Origin of the sequence: Rhizobium binxianense, assembly GCF_028994275.1 — a bacterium.
GTDB lineage: Bacteria > Pseudomonadota > Alphaproteobacteria > Rhizobiales > Rhizobiaceae > Rhizobium > Rhizobium binxianense.
The window spans coordinates 2,393,965-2,412,980 of the sequence record NZ_CP118713.1 but is presented as its reverse complement, the minus strand read 5'-3'; the positions used below and the strand labels follow the sequence as shown (position 1 = coordinate 2,412,980).

General features: G+C 63.3%; 12 protein-coding genes. 4 read left to right on the top strand and 8 right to left on the bottom strand.

From position 1 onward, the window contains the following. Window positions 1–39: 39 nt before the first annotated feature. From PO860_RS12040 to PO860_RS12005, 8 genes are all read right to left on the bottom strand, one after another. Entirely contained in the window at window positions 40–1,416 is a 1,377-nt protein-coding gene (locus PO860_RS12040; RefSeq protein WP_273883950.1) for an FAD-binding oxidoreductase, read from the bottom strand. Window positions 1,417–1,574: 158 nt separating this feature from the next. Next, a complete protein-coding gene (locus PO860_RS12035; RefSeq protein ID WP_273883949.1) occupies window positions 1,575–2,177 on the bottom strand; it encodes a 2-hydroxychromene-2-carboxylate isomerase in 603 nt (200 codons plus the stop codon). A gap of 2 nt (window positions 2,178–2,179) precedes the next feature. Continuing rightward, complete coding sequence (locus PO860_RS12030) at window positions 2,180–2,758, bottom strand: TetR/AcrR family transcriptional regulator (protein ID WP_273881026.1); 579 nt, start codon at window positions 2,756–2,758, stop codon at window positions 2,180–2,182. A gap of 436 nt (window positions 2,759–3,194) precedes the next feature. Further along, a complete protein-coding gene (locus PO860_RS12025) occupies window positions 3,195–4,046 on the bottom strand; it encodes a sugar phosphate isomerase/epimerase family protein (protein ID WP_273881025.1) in 852 nt (283 codons plus the stop codon). Next, window positions 4,043–5,248, bottom strand: coding sequence for an NAD(P)/FAD-dependent oxidoreductase (locus PO860_RS12020; protein WP_273883989.1), 1,206 nt, complete (start codon window positions 5,246–5,248; stop codon window positions 4,043–4,045). Before PO860_RS12020 ends, PO860_RS12025 begins: the two co-directional genes overlap by 4 nt. Before the next feature lie 72 nt (window positions 5,249–5,320). Continuing rightward, window positions 5,321–5,632 carry a MocE family 2Fe-2S type ferredoxin gene (locus tag PO860_RS12015; RefSeq protein ID WP_273881023.1) on the bottom strand — a complete coding sequence of 104 codons (312 nt, stop codon included), beginning with the start codon at window positions 5,630–5,632 and terminating at the stop codon, window positions 5,321–5,323. Next, on the bottom strand, window positions 5,629–6,663 hold the full coding sequence (locus tag PO860_RS12010; protein ID WP_273883948.1) for a sterol desaturase family protein: 1,035 nt from the start codon (window positions 6,661–6,663) through the stop codon (window positions 5,629–5,631). The genes PO860_RS12015 and PO860_RS12010 overlap by 4 nt, the downstream gene beginning before the upstream one ends. A gap of 151 nt (window positions 6,664–6,814) precedes the next feature. Then, window positions 6,815–7,816 (bottom strand): LacI family DNA-binding transcriptional regulator, encoded by a 1,002-nt coding sequence (locus tag PO860_RS12005; RefSeq protein WP_273883947.1) that lies wholly within the window; start codon window positions 7,814–7,816, stop codon window positions 6,815–6,817. 268 nt (window positions 7,817–8,084) lie between these two features. On the opposite strand from PO860_RS12005, the gene PO860_RS12000 reads away from it, so the two are divergent. The 4 genes from PO860_RS12000 to PO860_RS11985 all read left to right on the top strand — a co-directional run bounded on the left by PO860_RS12000 (window position 8,085) and on the right by PO860_RS11985 (window position 19,000). Further along, window positions 8,085–8,777, top strand: coding sequence for a type 1 glutamine amidotransferase domain-containing protein (locus PO860_RS12000; protein WP_272782226.1), 693 nt, complete (start codon window positions 8,085–8,087; stop codon window positions 8,775–8,777). A 140-nt stretch (window positions 8,778–8,917) separates the two neighbouring features. Then, window positions 8,918–9,331 (top strand): GFA family protein, encoded by a 414-nt coding sequence (locus PO860_RS11995; protein WP_273883945.1) that lies wholly within the window; start codon window positions 8,918–8,920, stop codon window positions 9,329–9,331. A gap of 136 nt (window positions 9,332–9,467) precedes the next feature. Then, entirely contained in the window at window positions 9,468–9,911 is a 444-nt protein-coding gene (locus tag PO860_RS11990) for an SRPBCC family protein (RefSeq protein WP_272782227.1), read from the top strand. Window positions 9,912–10,807: 896 nt separating this feature from the next. Further along, window positions 10,808–19,000, top strand: a complete 8,193-nt coding sequence (locus tag PO860_RS11985) for a beta strand repeat-containing protein (protein WP_275037833.1) — start codon at window positions 10,808–10,810, stop codon at window positions 18,998–19,000. The last annotated feature ends 16 nt before the right edge of the window (window positions 19,001–19,016 follow it).

The following is a 19,016-nucleotide window of genomic DNA, read 5'->3' as shown; positions in this document are numbered from 1 at the left end:
AGCTCCAGGCAAACAAGGGTTTCAACGAGCCGCCGGCGTCTATCCGGGCAAGACTTTGCCCGGGTTCATGATGCCTGTCGGATCGACGGCATTCTTGATGACGGCCATCAGATCCACGGCATCGCCGTATTCCCCGCGCAGATAACCGATCTTGCCGGTGCCCACGCCGTGTTCGCCGGTAGAGGTGCCGCCTACCGAAATCGCATGTTGCACCATCTTTTTGTTGATGGCTGCGACCTCATCGAGTTCAACTTGGTTCGTCGGATCGACGGCGAAGACGACGTGGTAATTGCCATCGCCGACATGGCCGAGAATGGCGGCGGGAACGCTGCAGTCGCGCAGAAGCTCGCGCGTCTTCAGAATGCAGTTGCTGAGCTGTGAGACAGGGACGCAAACGTCGGATGACCAGCCTTTGGCGTTCTGTCGCTGGGAGACGACCGCGTAGAACGCGTTGTGACGCGCCTTCCACAGCCGGTTGCGCTCTTCGGCTGCGTTTGCCCATTCGAAATCCTTGCCGCCATTCTCCTCGACGATGGCCTTGACCATCTCGACCTGCTCCTGAACCCCAGCCGGAAAGCCATGGAATTCGAAGGCGAGCGTGTCCTCGATCTCCAGCGACAGATTGGAATAGGCATTGATGGCCGCGATCAGGCCGCGGTCCATCAACTCCATGCGGGCAACCGGTATGCCGAGCTGCACGACCGCAATCGCCGCATTGACCGCCTGCTCGACGCTTTCGAACGAGCAGAGTGCTGCGGAAATCGTCTCCGGGAGACCGTAGAGCCTGAGTGTCACTTCGGTGATGATGCCGAGCGTGCCCTCGGAACCGACGAACAGTCGGGTCAGATCGTAGCCGGCCGACGATTTGCGCGCCCGGCCGCCGGTGCGGATGACCTGGCCGCTCGGCAGGACGACGGTCATCGACAGGACGTTTTCGCGCATGGTGCCGTAGCGCACGGCGTTCGTCCCCGATGCCCGCGTTGCGGCCATGCCGCCGATCGAGGCGTTGGCGCCGGGATCGATCGGGAAGAACAGGCCCATATCGCGCAAATATGTGTTCAGTTGCTCGCGGCTCACCCCGGCCTCGACGGTACAATCGAGATCCTCGGCGCTGACGCGGACGATCTGCGACATGCGGGAGAGATCGATCGAGACGCCGCCGCGCACCGCCGTCAGATGGCCTTCGAGCGAGGTGCCCGCGCCAAAGGCGATCACCGGCACGTCTTCCGCCGCGCAGAGCCGGACGATCTCGGCCACGTCCTCGGTTGTTTCCGCAAACACGACGGCATCCGGGATGGCGGGTGTGTGGTGAGATTCACCGCGGCCGTGCTGTTCGCGCAAGGCCCGCGAGGTGGAGAAGCGATCGCCGAAACGGATGCGAAGCGTTTCGGAAAGAGCGGGAGAGAATGCACTCATTTGCCGTCTCCGCGCCCGTCAGGAATGATGAGGTTCGGATGATCCGGATGCGCCACCGGCCATTCGGTGGAGATGATGGACATGGAGTGCTCCGGATGTGCTCTGGCGTGCGGGCGAACGGGCCGTAGCCGTCTGGCGCCGACCTGCACGGTTGTGGGTCAGGCGGCGATTTTGTCGCCGTTGAGATGGCGCTCGAGGAATGGCAGGCTGTCCTGCCCCCAGTACAGTTCATCCTCGTATCGGAAGGTCGGAAGCCCGAAAACGCCGGCGGCCTTGGCGGTCTCGGCGTTTGATTTCCAGATCGCCTGGGTGTTCTCGGCTTGAGCGCGTTGCTCCAGAGTTGCGCCGTCGAACCCTGCCTTATCCGCAATTGCGCGACGAACCTCGGCTCGGCCGATATCGTCGCCACGCGTCCAGAAGGCCTCCTGAAGAGCCTTTGTCAGCCTGAGCCAATCCTGCCCCGCATCGATGGCGGCAATGACCAGGAAACCGGCGGGCGTCGGATCAGACAGGGCGGCGCGGTTTTCGAAGTTGAGCACCTTGCCCCGCAGCGCGGCCCAACGTTTCAGGTCCTTAACCCAATAGGCGCGGCGCGCTTCCGGCCGGTTGCGTGAATAGATCGCGCCATTATCCTCGATCAAAGGGATCACATAGGGGCGGATCGATGCCCCATGCTCCGAGGCGAGAGCTGCAAACGGCTCGAGGCCGATAAAAGCCCAAGGAGAGCCAATGCCGAAGAAGTAATCGATGGTCTTTGTCATGTTCAGTTCTTCTTAGGAGATGTGGTCGAGTAGATTGCCGCGTCGAATACGGAAAGTGCGCAGTCCCGGGCGACGAGAACGGCCTGGGGATCGCGTCCGACCGCGACCGTGGCAAGGGCGCCCTCATAGAGAAGGGAAAGGTGAGCCGCCGCTTGATCGGGCCTGACATCGGCCTTCGACAGGATGGTGCGAAATATGTCCCTCACGACCTTCTTGTGCGTTCGCGCGACGGTCAGGACACGTTCGGAATCGCCGTGCTCGGCGACGGCAAGTGCAAAGGCGCAGCCCCGAAACTCCGGGCTATCGGCCTTTTCGTACAAGCGTTCGAAAATCAGTTTGATCTGATCCCTCGGAGCGCTCGCCGCATCCAAAACCTCCCGTAGCGACCGGATGACGCGGTCGTGGCGATCCTGGAGATAGGCTGCCACGAGATGGTCCTTGGAGGGGAAGTGTCGATAGAGTGTCGCCTTGGCAACATTCGCTTCTTCGATGATTCGATCTATGCCGACGGCGCGAATGCCCTCGCTGTAAAAAAGCGCGCTGGCGGCGGTCAGGATCTGATCTGATATAGGCTCTTTCATTGGATCGCTTCGGGTTGGGAATGTCTCATGGGATCAGCAAGCCTATATCATCAGGCCATTGCAAGCGTTCCTGCCGGGGTTCGGTGCATTGTTTGGCGATCGGTTGCGTCGAACGGACGAGAAACCGAGAAGTCAAAGGTTTGGCTATGCTGCCTTCGACCGGTGGAGTCCTTAAGGAACAGGTCGTTTTTGTTTTTCGTCTCGCTTGGCACTCCCTATCGACCGTTGGCAGATGATTCCGCTCGATTTGTCATGCGAAAGCTAGAGGATTGAGAGATGTCGAGAAAGACAGGTCGTTCTTTTTCTACTGAATTTGTAGAAAATGTTTCGTCCGCGGCTGTTGCAGACAGCGGAGTTTTTCGCGGCCATAGGCGGCAATCTCATGCGCGGGTCCGTCGACCATGGCTTTCGCGAATCTCGGGACGCCGGCCCCGATTTAAGGCGCAGCAGCCTCGAGGCCAGTCGCTACCCAAAGTTCACGGATCATCTGCCGAAGCGCCAAGGCCTCCGCCCACCGGTCCGTCTGGTCGTTGCCGTCTCTGCCGGTGATCGCATAGGGTTTTGGCCCCAGTTCACAGGTGAAGACCAGCTCGGCGTCATCGGCGGCGCGTGATCGCCAATGGCGAAAGCCATATTCCCACCACTGCAGGAAGAGATCGACCCAGGTCCGGTGATGCGGAAAGGAGATCTCGATCTGCACCTGCTCGCGCGAGGCGACCCGGCCGTGAAATGCGTGGGCGTTCTGCAGAATGCGGTGGATCAGCACGTGGTTTTCCTCGTCGACGGGAAAGGCGAATTCGCGGCCGACGAGGTAGTGCGACAGGTCGGCCAATAGCGGCAGCTCGGGACGCCGGTCCAAAAGATCCAGCGTGAAGAACAGGTCCGTCGTCATCCTGTCGCGATGGGTTTCGATGAACACCGGAATGCCGGCTTCTCCCGCGAGCCGCATCCAGCCGTCGAGGAGCGGCAGGCAGGCCTCGATGCGGCGCGGACGGATATCAGGCTGCAGGTTGATGTGGCTGACCGGAAATTCCGCGGCAAGTTCCAGTGGCAGACGCAGGTCGTCGACGCAGCGAGGGAAGCAGACCGCCTCGATCTTCAAGCCGGTGCCCCGGGTTGCGTCGTTCAGACGAATGACATCCCGGCGGTTCGTGTAGTGCGCACTGATGCCGTCGAACCCGGCCTCGGAGATCATTGCGATGTTCTCGTCGAGACTGCGCTCGAACCCGTCTGTGTGCCGGCGCTCCATGGCCCAGAGCGACTGGAAGATCAGCAGCTTCTGCATCATGCGGCCCGCGCGCTCTTCAGAAGCGTTTTGAGGTTTATGCCGGGGTCGGCCAGTTCCACAGGGCTGGGGCTGATACCTGCGGCAATCAGCATCTCGGCGAGTTTGATGTCCTTGGCGAGGCTATTGCCGATGCCGAGACCCGCCGCAGCCACCAGACGCCCATCGTCCAGATAGAATTCAAGCTCGCCGTCGGCGATCGAACGCAGAATGATCTGATGCGCGGGCTGCGGCCGCCCCGCCACCTGGAGGCCGAGATCATACTGGTCGGACCAGAACCAGGGGAGGGCGGTAAAATTCTCGGCGGCACCGAGCATGTTCCGCGCTGCGGTCTCGGCCTGCGTCCTGGCGTTCCGCCAGCTTTCAAAACGAATATGTCCGCCGCCGGGTTGGGCCACCGCCGCGCAATCGCCTGCGGCGAAAACATTCGGTGCGCTGGTGCGAAGACAGATGTCTGTCAGAATTCCGTTGCCCGTGGCCAATCCGGCCGCTTCCGCGAGGGCTGTTTCCGGCAGGACGCCGATCGCACCGACGACAAGATCGGCGGCCACCAGGCTGCCATCGGTCAGGGTGACGCCATCATCGCCGATTGCAGCAACGCCGCGATCGAGGTGAAAGCGCACGCCTTCGGCAGCATGTCTGGCATGGAGCTTTTCGGCAAAACGGGCAGGGACGGCGCGGCCCAAAGGTTTCGGCGCGGCTTCGATCACGCTGACCTCAACGTCCTTTCCGCGAAGGACCGATGCAAGTTCCATCCCGATCAGACCCGCGCCGATGATCGCCACACTCCGGCCCGGCGCAATATTGAAGAAGATCGCTTCGGCGTCGGCGTGGGTACGGAAGTCGAGCGCGCGCTCTGCCCCGGGGCATGTGAGCCGTCTTGGCCGCGCGCCGGTGGTGAGAAGCAGCTTTTCGTAACGCAACGCCCGCCCATCGCTCAAGGTCACCATTGCTGCGCCGGTATCCAGCCTCGATGCCGACACCCCTTTGAGATAGGCGATGCCGGCCGCATCCAGCGCTTCTGCCGCGCAGATCAGCTTCATCTGCACCGCATCGTTGACGGTCTTCGACAAAGGAGGCCGTTCATAAGGCAAGTGAGGCTCGGTTCCGACCAGTGTGACGGACCTGGAATAGCCCGCCTCGCGCAGGGCAAAGGCCGCCCGGGTGCCGGATTCGCCCGCGCCGATGATGACGATGCCGTCCATGTTTTCTCCATAAAAACGCCGGGTCACCCGGCTTCCTCCCGAAGGGCATCGGGGCCATCCGATACGCGCGGCCTAGCCGAGGGCGACGCGAACCTCTCCGTCGATCACCTCTGCCGGATAGGTCTTCAGGTTTTCGCAGGCCGGAAGCCTGAGGGCCTCGCCGGTGCGATAGTCGAAGGCGCCGGAATGTTTTGGACATTCCACTTCGAAATCCATGACCAGGCCTTCCGCGAGGTGGATCGCCTCGTGGGTGCAGAGGCCGGCGGTGCAGTAGACGCTGTCGTCAGGCCCACGGTAGATCGCGTAGGTGCGCCCGCCGTGGTCGAAGCGGATGGCCCCTTCCTGTTCGATATCGTCGAGTTTGCCAACTGAAACCCAGGTCATTCGGCCGTCCCTCCGACTTCCAGGCGGGCCTTGCGAGCCGCAAGCCTTTCCTTCCGTCTGCGGTAGCGCTCCTGCATCTGTGCTTCGCCTTCGGGGGAGCCGTCGTGCCAGGTGCCGAACCATTTATCGAGCGGGATCAGGGCGTCGCCGTAATTCACCTCGAAGTATTTGTGGTGGAGGTAATGTGCATAGGCGTGGCTATCGACCAGCCCGTCCTTGCCGATCTCGACCTTGTCGAAGCCGACATGGCCGGGAATTGCCCCGAAACCCGCATAGTGGATCTGGTAGAGCATGATGATCGGGTTGGAGGGCAGGAACAGGTGGTAGAGGGCCGTTCCGAAATAGAGCAGATGCTCGACAGGGTGCATCGACAGCGATGACCAGGGCGAGGGGTTCACCGAATTGTGGTGAACCGAGTGCACCCACTTGTAGAGGAGAGGTGTGTGGATGAGCCGGTGAATGCAGAAAAAGTGGAACTCGTGAATGATCGGCACCACGAGCGCGACGAGCGCCAGCGTCCACGGGTTTTCCGCGAAGCTCAGCCACGGCGCGTAGCCATTGGCATAGGCCCAAAGCATCCCCACCTCGATGGCGGTCCAGATCACCACGCCGGACAGGAAGGTGCGCAGGATGTTGTCGAGGTTCTGACTTTCGAACCAGAACGCCTTGCTCTTCTGCTCGGCCGGGAATTTGCCATTGTATTTGAAGCGGTTTTCCTGGCGCTTCAACACATAAAGATGAAGCTCGAAAGCGCCGTAGAACAGGAAGACCGAGACGGCGTTGACGGCATAGAGCCACGCGACCCAGCCCAAGCTCAGCGATTTCATCGTATCGACCGGGGGAATGACCCAGGCCCAGTAGGCGAGCGCAGACAGGGCAAAAATCACGTTCCAGGGAAGGAAGTAGTGCGGCAGCCATTTCAGGATCGCCGTCAGCCGCGGCGGAAAGGCAAAAAGCGGCGCGGTCTCGGCCGGCTGGTCCGGCGCCCAGTCGCCGCGCTTGTTGCGCTTACCGAATTTCATATCATCCATTGGCATCTCCTCCGGGCGCCGGAGATCTCCGTGCCCCCACATATCTCTGGTGGGGTGATCCGGTGTCGCTCGTCTCGCGCCGGGTCTCCTCCCCGACGGGAGAGTAGCAGGGGCGCTTGCGAACGCCGAAGCCTTCTTTGATCTGATTAGATCAAAGGCCTTCCTTGGTGATGGTGATGAAGTGAATGGGAGCCCGGTCCGGCTCGATATCGGTCAAACCGATGCGGCGCAGGATGACGTCGAGTGCGCGGCGCGCCTGCGCCTCCGGCGCCTGATCCAGCACCACATCCATGATGCCATCCAGCAGGGCTGCGCGCGTGTATTCCGTCAACTCGTGCCCGACGAAGAACACGTCGCGGCCGCGCGGATGCCGGCGAAGCACCTTGATGAGGGCGGAATTGGCGCCGCCGGCATTGTAGAGACCGGCAAGGCTGGGATACATCTCCAGGGCCGACCACAGGAGATCGGCGCTGGAGCGCTCCTCATCGCCGCCGAATCCCAGCCATTCGAAGCTGGAGGCGCCGGGATGTTCATGAAAATAGGCTGAAAACCCGCGGATCCGATCGCGGTGCACCTGATAGATGGGGTGGCAGATTGCAACGACAGGCCCGGTCCGGGCAGCCATTCGGCTGATGTAGAGCGCGGCCGTCCGGCCGGCGGCATTGTTGTCGATGCCGATAAATTCGCCGACGCGCTCGGACGCGCGTGTCACGACGTGCACGACCGGCAGACCTTGCGCATTTACCTTTTCCACTGCGGCACTGATCACCGGGCTGCTCGGCACAGCAAGGATCAGACCGGCGCGGGAAAGGTCGGTCGACAGGATACGCCGCGTAATTGCCTCCGGATTGAGTTCGTCGGTGAAGCTGCGGTGCACGACGACCAGCGGGTCGAGGGTAGCGGCTATTCTTTCGAAAGCATGCGAAAGGCGACGGTAGAAGCTCGTCTCCGGGCGAACCATCAGCACTTCTATCCTGAGCAGGCCGCGATGGGTTTCGGGAAGCTTGCGCGGGTAATCCAGGCGACGTGCGGCGGATACGACTTTCTCGACCAGTTCGGGGCGAACGCCCCCACGCCCGTTCAGCACCCGCTCGACCGTGGCTGTTCCCACGCCGGCATGGCGGGCGATGTCCCGGTAATTCGGCTTGCTCACTTTCCAGGTCCCTCGAATGGCCTTACGCGACGTCGTTTCCTCTTCATACACCTTAGCCTCAAATCTCACAGAGGCTAAGGGGCGCGCGACACCGGTTCTTGGTGAGGTTGCCTAAAGCAATTCCCGCAAACACCATGCGAGAGAGCTTGTTTCGCGGCGCAGCCGCTCTATGTCCCCTCCGGTTTCAGCATGAGATTGCAGGCAGTATTTCACCGTAAATCCGGGTGCCGACGGTTTGTCCGCCGGCCGGCTTTGAAGGAGCTGAGCAATGAAAATTCTCATGGTTCTCACATCGCATGATCAGTTGGGAAACACCGGCAAGAAGACGGGTTTCTGGCTCGAGGAGCTTGCCGCTCCTTACTTCGTTTTCCGTGATGCCGGGGTCGACATCACGCTCGCTTCGCCGAAGGGCGGTCAGCCTCCGCTCGATCCAAAGAGCAATGAGCCGGCCTTCCAGACGGAAGCGACGCGACGGTTTGAACAAGACACGGCCGCAAAGGCTGGGCTCGCCAACACCGTGAAGCTGTCCGAAATCAACCAGGGGGACTATGACAGCGTATTCTTTCCCGGAGGGCACGGCCCGCTTTGGGACCTGACGAACGACCGTTATGCGCTGTCGCTCATCGAGGACATGCTTTCAGCGGGAAAACCCGTGGCGCTCGTCTGCCACGCCCCCGGTATCCTGACGAATGTGAAGGCGCCGGATGGAACGCCCATCGCCAAGGGCCGGGCCGTCACGGGGTTCACCGATTCCGAAGAAGAAGCCATGCACCTTGTCGACGTTGTTCCCTATCTGCTCGAGGACGTGCTGAAAGAGCAGGGCGCAAAGTTTTCGAAGACGGCGGATTGGGGCGTGCATGTCGTTCAGGATGGTCTGCTGATCACCGGCCAGAATCCGGCTTCGTCGAAAGAGGGCGCCAGAACGCTCCTTGAGGCGTTGAAAAAACAAGATGCGGCTTAGGCGGCGACCGCTCGGCGAATCATAGACAATCGTTCATTCGGCTCGTCGGCCGGGCCGCAGGGACGTCTCCACGACGGCCTGCGGCATGACGGCCTCGGCAGCCAATCGTAAGACGCGCGAACTGATGAAAGGCGCCTGACATGACCGGGAAATATACGGGGCAGTGCGCCTGCGGCGCGGTGAAATTTGCATTCGGTACCGACCCGAATTTTGTCGCCAACTGCCATTGCCTGGATTGCAAGAAGGCGTCGGGCGGCGAGGCGGCGACATTCTTCGCCATACCGCAGGATGATTTCACCTTGATCGCCGGCCGGCCGAAAGCGTTTCATTACATCGCCGCTTCCGGCAAGGGACTCGACCGCAATTTCTGCCCGGATTGTGGCGCCAGATTGTTCAGCAGCAACCTGGAAAGCTTTCCCGGCCTTGTCTTCGTGACGCTTGGCAGCCTTGACCGACCTGAACTGATCGAGCCGGGGGTCGAGATGTTCATCAGGCGCCGGCTGAAATGGGCAAGGCCGCTCGATCTCCCGCAATTCGACGGCATGCCCGGCTGAACTGCTCGACTGCATGCGCAGTGAACGTGGCGCGCGCCGAGCAACTTTCTTGAAGAAATATTCGATCCGGTGTCGGATCAGCCAAACCACACCCGTCCTAGCTTCGTCCATTCCGTTCATTCAAAGGATTACGATCATGCCGAACACCATACGCCTGCACCGTGTTCTCGCGACCAGCCCGGAAAAGGTCTATCGCGCCTTCATCGAGGCCGACGCGCTTGCCAAATGGCTTCCGCCGAACGGCTTCCTCTGCACCGTGCATCATCTGGAGCCGGCCGTCGGCGGCACCTTCAAAATGTCGTTCCGCAACTTCACGACGGGTAACAGCCACGCCTTCGGCGGCGAATTTCTCGAACTCGTCCCTGGCGAACGCGTCCGCTACACCGACAAGTTCGACGACCCCAACCTGCCGGGCGAAATGGAAGTCACCGTGACGCTGAAGAAAGTCTCGGTCGGCACCGAGGTGGACATCACCCAGGCCGGCGTGCCCGACGTCATCCCGCCCGAAGCCTGCTACCTCGGCTGGCAGGAGTCGCTGCGCAATCTTGCCCGGGTCATCGAGCCGGATATCAACGATTAAGTTTCGTCAGGTTGAAGCATAGCCGCTCGCAGCCGCTTGCTGCGTCTGCGCATGGCTCGGCCCTCTGCCTCCGCCCGTCATTCCGCGAATATCCTCGGAATTCTGGGCGGAGAGTTGAGCGTTCCAGAGGTGGCTGGGGTGCGACCCGACGGCATCGATCGATTTGTTAAGCATAATCCGCGCTCTGATCGATCGTCTCGCGTGCGGGAAGCAGCGACGTTAACCAGAGGGAATACGCCAGGGACATGCCCGTCGACCACACGATCATCGGCAGTGTCATCATCTCAGAGACCAGCTTGGCCATTCCCTGCGGATCGAGCTCCCAGGAGAACAGCGCGGGCGGGGTGTCCAGTCTTTCGCATATCTTCGAGCACGGACGCGGTGGCTGCTTGTTCGGCTGGTGACGCGTTCTAAGCTGGAATGATGGCGGTTGTACCATTATTTTCGGCTTCGTCGGACATTTGGAGCTCCTTCTTTTTGCTTCGTTGTAGAAAGCCGATCCGGGACAACATCCCGATGAAATGATCGGCGTGAAGCAGCCGGTGCTGACCTAATCGGGGAAAAGCGGAAAGGCTCTAAAGTTTGGGCCTGCGCTTCGCAAGCGGCTTGCGCGCCGCCATCCCACCCCCACTGCTCGTCAGGATCGAGGTCTGCGACTTCGGCGTCTCTCGCGGCGAATTCCTGGATAAATTTACCATCGCAAGAAAATCGTCTTTCATTTCACAGTATATGTGTTAACACTTTATTAGGGATGGGGAGTATTCCGGCTATAATTTAAGAAAAATTGGCGTTGTTGCCGATAGTGCCGGCGCGGCCGCGTATTCACGCGTGTCGTTCTGGTTTGATAGTCTTGAATCATCGCCGGGTTACTTGTTTTGTGTTATGGGAGTATTTTGATGGGTACGCAAAGCACCGGCGGCGGCAGCACGACTTCTTTCTCCAATACGCCGCAGGCGAAGGATGACTCTTACATCTGGACAGAAGACCAACTGCTCAGTCTCCAGCTTTACAATGCGGCTACCAAAACCATAACCCTTGACGTGATGTCGAACGATCTTGGCGGGAATGCCAAATCCCTCTTTTCGGTCGACGACGGAGATGGCAATCCAATTACCACCGACTATGAGCTTCTTGCGAAAGACGTCGGAACGAATGGGACATCTGCCTGGGAGAAGACCCTGCTCGGCAATTGGGTCAGGATCAATAATGCAAAGATCGAATACCGTCTTAGTGATGGAAGCGGCATCGCGGGCTCGGGCGCGGATATCAACACGCTGTCTGCCGGTGAAATCCTCAAAGATAGTTTTGTCTACGCGATACGGCTCGGCAATGGCACACTAAGCGAGGCAAATGTCTCGATCTCGCTCACCGGCGCCAACGATGCGGCTTCGATCGTCGTCGATGCGACGGTCACCGACGATCGGGCGACGGTCGAGGCGGGTGCGGCCGGCGGCGGCGATGCGAGTGCCTCCGGCAAGCTGACGGTCAGCGATGTCGACGACGGCGAGGCGGCGTTTGCCGTCCCGGCCTCCCTCAACGGCATCTATGGCAGCTTCACCTTCAATGCCGCCAGCGGCAGCTGGACCTATGCGCTCGACAACAGCCGGGCCGCGACGCAGGCGCTCAACCAGGGCGACGCCGTCAGCGACACGCTGAGCGTCAGCTCGCTCGACGGCACGGCCAGCCACAACATCGTCGTCGCCATCACCGGCGCCAACGATGCGGCTTCGATCGTCGTCGATGCGACGGTCACCGACGATCGGGCGACGGTCGAGGCGGGTGCGGCCGGCAGCGGCGATGCGAGTGCCTCCGGCAAGCTGACGGTCAGCGATGTCGACGACGGCGAGGCGGCGTTTGCCGTCCCGGCCTCCCTCAACGGCATCTATGGCAGCTTCACCTTCAATGCCGCCAGCGGCAGCTGGACCTATGCGCTCGACAACAGCCGGGCCGCGACGCAGGCGCTCAACCAGGGCGACGCCGTCAGCGACACGCTGAGCGTCAGCTCGCTCGACGGCACGGCCAGCCACAACATCGTCGTCGCCATCACCGGCGCCAACGATGCGGCTTCGATCGTCGTCGATGCGACGGTCACCGACGATCGGGCGACGGTCGAGGCGGGTGCGGCCGGCGGCGGCGATGCGAGTGCCTCCGGCAAGCTGACGGTCAGCGATGTCGACGACGGCGAGGCGGCGTTTGCCGTCCCGGCCTCCCTCAACGGCATCTATGGCAGCTTCACCTTCAATGCCGCCAGCGGCAGCTGGACCTATGCGCTCGACAACAGCCGGGCAGCGACGCAGGCGCTCAACCAGGGCGACGCCGTCAGCGACACGCTGAGCGTCAGCTCGCTCGACGGCACGGCCAGCCACAACATCGTCGTCGCCATCACCGGCGCCAACGATGCGGCTTCGATCGTCGTCGATGCGACGGTCACCGACGATCGGGCGACGGTCGAGGCGGGTGCGGCCGGCAGCGGCGATGCGAGTGCCTCCGGCAAGCTGACGGTCAGCGATGTCGACGACGGCGAGGCGGCGTTTGCCGTCCCGGCCTCCCTCAACGGCATCTATGGCAGCTTCACCTTCAATGCCGCCAGCGGCAGCTGGACCTATGCGCTCGACAACAGCCGGGCCGCGACGCAGGCGCTCAACCAGGGCGACGCCGTCAGCGACACGCTGAGCGTCAGCTCGCTCGACGGCACGGCCAGCCACAACATCGTCGTCGCCATCACCGGCGCCAACGATGCGGCTTCGATCGTCGTCGATGCGACGGTCACCGACGATCGGGCGACGGTCGAGGCGGGTGCGGCCGGCAGCGGCGATGCGAGTGCCTCCGGCAAGCTGACGGTCAGCGATGTCGACGACGGCGAGGCGGCGTTTGCCGTCCCGGCCTCCCTCAACGGCATCTATGGCAGCTTCACCTTCAATGCCGCCAGCGGCAGCTGGACCTATGCGCTCGACAACAGCCGGGCCGCGACGCAGGCGCTCAACCAGGGCGACGCCGTCAGCGACACGCTGAGCGTCAGCTCGCTCGACGGCACGGCCAGCCACAACATCGTCGTCGCCATCACCGGCGCCAACGATGCGGCTTCGATCGTCGTCGATGCGACGGTCACCGACGATCGGGCGACGGTCGAGGCGGGTGCGGCCGGCAGCGGCGATGCGAGTGCCTCCGGCAAGCTGACGGTCAGCGATGTCGACGACGGCGAGGCGGCGTTTGCCGTCCCGGCCTCCCTCAACGGCATCTATGGCAGCTTCACCTTCAATGCCGCCAGCGGCAGCTGGACCTATACGCTCGACAACAGCCGGGCAGCGACGCAGGCGCTCAACCAGGGCGACGCCGTCAGCGACACGCTGAGCGTCAGCTCGCTCGACGGCACGGCCAGCCACAACATCGTCGTCGCCATCACCGGCGCCAACGATGCGGCTTCGATCGTCGTCGATGCGACGGTCACCGACGATCGGGCGACGGTCGAGGCGGGTGCGGCCGGCAGCGGCGATGCGAGTGCCTCCGGCAAGCTGACGGTCAGCGATGTCGACGACGGCGAGGCGGCGTTTGCCGTCCCGGCCTCCCTCAACGGCATCTATGGCAGCTTCACCTTCAATGCCGCCAGCGGCAGCTGGACCTATGCGCTCGACAACAGCCGGGCAGCGACGCAGGCGCTCAACCAGGGCGACGCCGTCAGCGACACGCTGAGCGTCAGCTCGCTCGACGGCACGGCCAGCCACAACATCGTCGTCGCCATCACCGGCGCCAACGATGCGGCTTCGATCGTCGTCGATGCGACGGTCACCGACGATCGGGCGACGGTCGAGGCGGGTGCGGCCGGCAGCGGCGATGCGAGTGCCTCCGGCAAGCTGACGGTCAGCGATGTCGACGACGGCGAGGCGGCGTTTGCCGTCCCGGCCTCCCTCAACGGCATCTATGGCAGCTTCACCTTCAATGCCGCCAGCGGCAGCTGGACCTATACGCTCGACAACAGCCGGGCCGCGACGCAGGCGCTCAACCAGGGCGACGCCGTCAGCGACACGCTGAGCGTCAGCTCGCTCGACGGCACGGCCAGCCACAACATCGTCGTCGCCATCACCGGCGCCAACGATGCGGCTTCGATCGTCGTCGATGCGACGGTCACCGACGATCGGGCGACGGTCGAGGCGGGTGCGGCCGGCAGCGGCGATGCGAGTGCCTCCGGCAAGCTGACGGTCAGCGATGTCGACGACGGCGAGGCGGCGTTTGCCGTCCCGGCCTCCCTCAACGGCATCTATGGCAGCTTCACCTTCAATGCCGCCAGCGGCAGCTGGACCTATACGCTCGACAACAGCCGGGCCGCGACGCAGGCGCTCAACCAGGGCGACGCCGTCAGCGACACGCTGAGCGTCAGCTCGCTCGACGGCACGGCCAGCCACAACATCGTCGTCGCCATCACCGGCGCCAACGATGCGGCTTCGATCGTCGTCGATGCGACGGTCACCGACGATCGGGCGACGGTCGAGGCGGGTGCGGCCGGCAGCGGCGATGCGAGTGCCTCCGGCAAGCTGACGGTCAGCGATGTCGACGACGGCGAGGCGGCGTTTGCCGTCCCGGCCTCCCTCAACGGCATCTATGGCAGCTTCACCTTCAATGCCGCCAGCGGCAGCTGGACCTATGCGCTCGACAACAGCCGGGCAGCGACGCAGGCGCTCAACCAGGGCGACGCCGTCAGCGACACGCTGAGCGTCAGCTCGCTCGACGGCACGGCCAGCCACAACATCGTCGTCGCCATCACCGGCGCCAACGATGCGGCTTCGATCGTCGTCGATGCGACGGTCACCGACGATCGGGCGACGGTCGAGGCGGGTGCGGCCGGCAGCGGCGATGCGAGTGCCTCCGGCAAGCTGACGGTCAGCGATGTCGACGACGGCGAGGCGGCGTTTGCCGTCCCGGCCTCCCTCAACGGCATCTATGGCAGCTTCACCTTCAATGCCGCCAGCGGCAGCTGGACCTATGCGCTCGACAACAGCCGGGCAGCGACGCAGGCGCTCAACCAGGGCGACGCCGTCAGCGACACGCTGAGCGTCAGCTCGCTCGACGGCACGGCCAGCCACAACATCGTCGTCGCCATCACCGGCGCCAACGATGCGGCTTCGATCGTCGTCGATGCGACGGTCACCGACGATCGGGCGACGGTCGAGGCGGGTGCGGCCGGCAGCGGCGATGCGAGTGCCTCCGGCAAGCTGACGGTCAGCGATGTCGACGACGGCGAGGCGGCGTTTGCCGTCCCGGCCTCCCTCAACGGCATCTATGGCAGCTTCACCTTCAATGCCGCCAGCGGCAGCTGGACCTATGCGCTCGACAACAGCCGGGCAGCGACGCAGGCGCTCAACCAGGGCGACGCCGTCAGCGACACGCTGAGCGTCAGCTCGCTCGACGGCACGGCCAGCCACAACATCGTCGTCGCCATCACCGGCGCCAACGATGCGGCTTCGATCGTCGTCGATGCGACGGTCACCGACGATCGGGCGACGGTCGAGGCGGGTGCGGCCGGCAGCGGCGATGCGAGTGCCTCCGGCAAGCTGACGGTCAGCGATGTCGACGACGGCGAGGCGGCGTTTGCCGTCCCGGCCTCCCTCAACGGCATCTATGGCAGCTTCACCTTCAATGCCGCCAGCGGCAGCTGGACCTATGCGCTCGACAACAGCCGGGCAGCGACGCAGGCGCTCAACCAGGGCGACGCCGTCAGCGACACGCTGAGCGTCAGCTCGCTCGACGGCACGGCCAGCCACAACATCGTCGTCGCCATCACCGGCGCCAACGATGCGGCTTCGATCGTCGTCGATGCGACGGTCACCGACGATCGGGCGACGGTCGAGGCGGGTGCGGCCGGCAGCGGCGATGCGAGTGCCTCCGGCAAGCTGACGGTCAGCGATGTCGACGACGGCGAGGCGGCGTTTGCCGTCCCGGCCTCCCTCAACGGCATCTATGGCAGCTTCACCTTCAATGCCGCCAGCGGCAGCTGGACCTATGCGCTCGACAACAGCCGGGCAGCGACGCAGGCGCTCAACCAGGGCGACGCCGTCAGCGACACGCTGAGCGTCAGCTCGCTCGACGGCACGGCCAGCCACAACATCGTCGTCGCCATCACCGGCGCCAACGATGCGGCTTCGATCGTCGTCGATGCGACGGTCACCGACGATCGGGCGACGGTCGAGGCGGGTGCGGCCGGCAGCGGCGATGCGAGTGCCTCCGGCAAGCTGACGGTCAGCGATGTCGACGACGGCGAGGCGGCGTTTGCCGTCCCGGCCTCCCTCAACGGCATCTATGGCAGCTTCACCTTCAATGCCGCCAGCGGCAGCTGGACCTATACGCTCGACAACAGCCGGGCCGCGACGCAGGCGCTCAACCAGGGCGACGCCGTCAGCGACACGCTGAGCGTCAGCTCGCTCGACGGCACGGCCAGCCACAACATCGTCGTCGCCATCACCGGCGCCAACGATGCGGCTTCGATCGTCGTCGATGCGACGGTCACCGACGATCGGGCGACGGTCGAGGCGGGTGCGGCCGGCAGCGGCGATGCGAGTGCCTCCGGCAAGCTGACGGTCAGCGATGTCGACGACGGCGAGGCGGCGTTTGCCGTCCCGGCCTCCCTCAACGGCATCTATGGCAGCTTCACCTTCAATGCCGCCAGCGGCAGCTGGACCTATACGCTCGACAACAGCCGGGCCGCGACGCAGGCGCTCAACCAGGGCGACGCCGTCAGCGACACGCTGAGCGTCAGCTCGCTCGACGGCACGGCCAGCCACAACATCGTCGTCGCCATCACCGGCGCCAACGATGCGGCTTCGATCGTCGTCGATGCGACGGTCACCGACGATCGGGCGACGGTCGAGGCGGGTGCGGCCGGCAGCGGCGATGCGAGTGCCTCCGGCAAGCTGACGGTCAGCGATGTCGACGACGGCGAGGCGGCGTTTGCCGTCCCGGCCTCCCTCAACGGCATCTATGGCAGCTTCACCTTCAATGCCGCCAGCGGCAGCTGGACCTATGCGCTCGACAACAGCCGGGCAGCGACGCAGGCGCTCAACCAGGGCGACGCCGTCAGCGACACGCTGAGCGTCAGCTCGCTCGACGGCACGGCCAGCCACAACATCGTCGTCGCCATCACCGGCGCCAACGATGCGGCTTCGATCGTCGTCGATGCGACGGTCACCGACGATCGGGCGACGGTCGAGGCGGGTGCGGCCGGCAGCGGCGATGCGAGTGCCTCCGGCAAGCTGACGGTCAGCGATGTCGACGACGGCGAGGCGGCGTTTGCCGTCCCGGCCTCCCTCAACGGCATCTATGGCAGCTTCACCTTCAATGCCGCCAGCGGCAGCTGGACCTATGCGCTCGACAACAGCCGGGCAGCGACGCAGGCGCTCAACCAGGGCGACGCCGTCAGCGACACGCTGAGCGTCAGCTCGCTCGACGGCACGGCCAGCCACAACATCGTCGTCGCCATCACCGGCGCCAACGATGCGGCTTCGATCGTCGTCGATGCGACGGTCACCGACGATCGGGCGACGGTCGAGGCGGGTGCGGCCGGCAGCGGCGATGCGAGTGCCTCCGGCAAGCTGACGGTCAGCGATGTCGACGACGGCGAGGCGGCGTTTGCCGTCCCGGCCTCCCTCAACGGCATCTATGGCAGCTTCACCTTCAATGCCGCCAGCGGCAGCTGGACCTATGCGCTCGACAACAGCCGGGCAGCGACGCAGGCGCTCAACCAGGGCGACGCCGTCAGCGACACGCTGAGCGTCAGCTCGCTCGACGGCACGGCCAGCCACAACATCGTCGTCGCCATCACCGGCGCCAACGATGCGGCTTCGATCGTCGTCGATGCGACGGTCACCGACGATCGGGCGACGGTCGAGGCGGGTGCGGCCGGCAGCGGCGATGCGAGTGCCTCCGGCAAGCTGACGGTCAGCGATGTCGACGACGGCGAGGCGGCGTTTGCCGTCCCGGCCTCCCTCAACGGCATCTATGGCAGCTTCACCTTCAATGCCGCCAGCGGCAGCTGGACCTATGCGCTCGACAACAGCCGGGCAGCGACGCAGGCGCTCAACCAGGGCGACGCCGTCAGCGACACGCTGAGCGTCAGCTCGCTCGACGGCACGGCCAGCCACAACATCGTCGTCGCCATCACCGGCGCCAACGATGGACCAGATAGGCAGGCACCGACCGACATTAAGCTGACGCCTGTCGTTCCGGCGGACAGCGTCAACTTCAATAATTTTGAGTTCAGTGGTTTGCTGTCGGCGACTGATCCCGACACAGGTGGGTTCAGCTTCAGCATTGCCTCGCAGTCGAATCCGGGCTTGTTTTCGATAACCGGCAATACGCTTAGTTCGGGTGAGCTATCGACGAACGGTTCGTTTTCAGTGACGGTAATGGCGACGCAGACCGGTGATCCTATTGGGCCGACCTTCGAAAAGACCGAGACGTTCGCGATTATCACCGGTGGCAATGGCAATACACAGGACGATCCGAGCGGTGGAACGGGCGACGATGTGCTCTACGGCGGTGGCGGTAACGATATGATGTTCGGGCTCGGAGGTGACGACACTCTTTTTGGCCAAGACGGCAATGACACCCTAAACGGTGGTGTTGGCAACAACACCCTGACCGGGGGCGTGGGAAATGACACCTTCTTTTTCCAAAGATTTGCCACCACCACGAACCATATGACTGACTTCAATGCTGGGACGAATAGCACAACCGTGGACAGGTTCCAATTGGACGTTGGAGGCGGCACGTTCGAGTTCGCCGTCGGCAACAACAATACAAGCGTGGACAACGTGAAGGTGGGAAACAACGGCACGATCAATGTTGCCGGAACGGAGGTTGCCGTCAAAACGGACGTGAGCGTCACGAACGCGACCGTCCAGAGCACCATCAATAGTTACAGCAACATAACCACAGGGGCATTGTTCGTGTTCCACAACACGGATCTCGGCCATGCGGCGGTCTACTACGATCAGAACCCAAGTTCAGCCGGCGGAGCGGTGCTGGTCGCTGAATTCGACAACGTCACCACCCTCGGCGGGCTTTCAAACTTCAACTCGGGCGACTTCTTGTTTAGCTGAGGCGAGCTGTGATCAC

Coding starts and splice junctions, on each gene's coding strand:
- PO860_RS12040 (WP_273883950.1), bottom strand. CDS start 1,416: ATGAGTGCATTCTCTCCCGCTCTTTCCGAAACGCTTCGCATCCGTTTC.
- PO860_RS12035 (WP_273883949.1), bottom strand. CDS start 2,177: ATGACAAAGACCATCGATTACTTCTTCGGCATTGGCTCTCCTTGGGCT.
- PO860_RS12030 (WP_273881026.1), bottom strand. CDS start 2,758: ATGAAAGAGCCTATATCAGATCAGATCCTGACCGCCGCCAGCGCGCTT.
- PO860_RS12025 (WP_273881025.1), bottom strand. CDS start 4,046: ATGATGCAGAAGCTGCTGATCTTCCAGTCGCTCTGGGCCATGGAGCGC.
- PO860_RS12020 (WP_273883989.1), bottom strand. CDS start 5,248: ATGGACGGCATCGTCATCATCGGCGCGGGCGAATCCGGCACCCGGGCG.
- PO860_RS12015 (WP_273881023.1), bottom strand. CDS start 5,632: ATGACCTGGGTTTCAGTTGGCAAACTCGACGATATCGAACAGGAAGGG.
- PO860_RS12010 (WP_273883948.1), bottom strand. CDS start 6,663: ATGGATGATATGAAATTCGGTAAGCGCAACAAGCGCGGCGACTGGGCG.
- PO860_RS12000 (WP_272782226.1), top strand. CDS start 8,085: ATGAAAATTCTCATGGTTCTCACATCGCATGATCAGTTGGGAAACACC.
- PO860_RS11995 (WP_273883945.1), top strand. CDS start 8,918: ATGACCGGGAAATATACGGGGCAGTGCGCCTGCGGCGCGGTGAAATTT.
- PO860_RS11990 (WP_272782227.1), top strand. CDS start 9,468: ATGCCGAACACCATACGCCTGCACCGTGTTCTCGCGACCAGCCCGGAA.
- PO860_RS11985 (WP_275037833.1), top strand. CDS start 10,808: ATGGGTACGCAAAGCACCGGCGGCGGCAGCACGACTTCTTTCTCCAAT.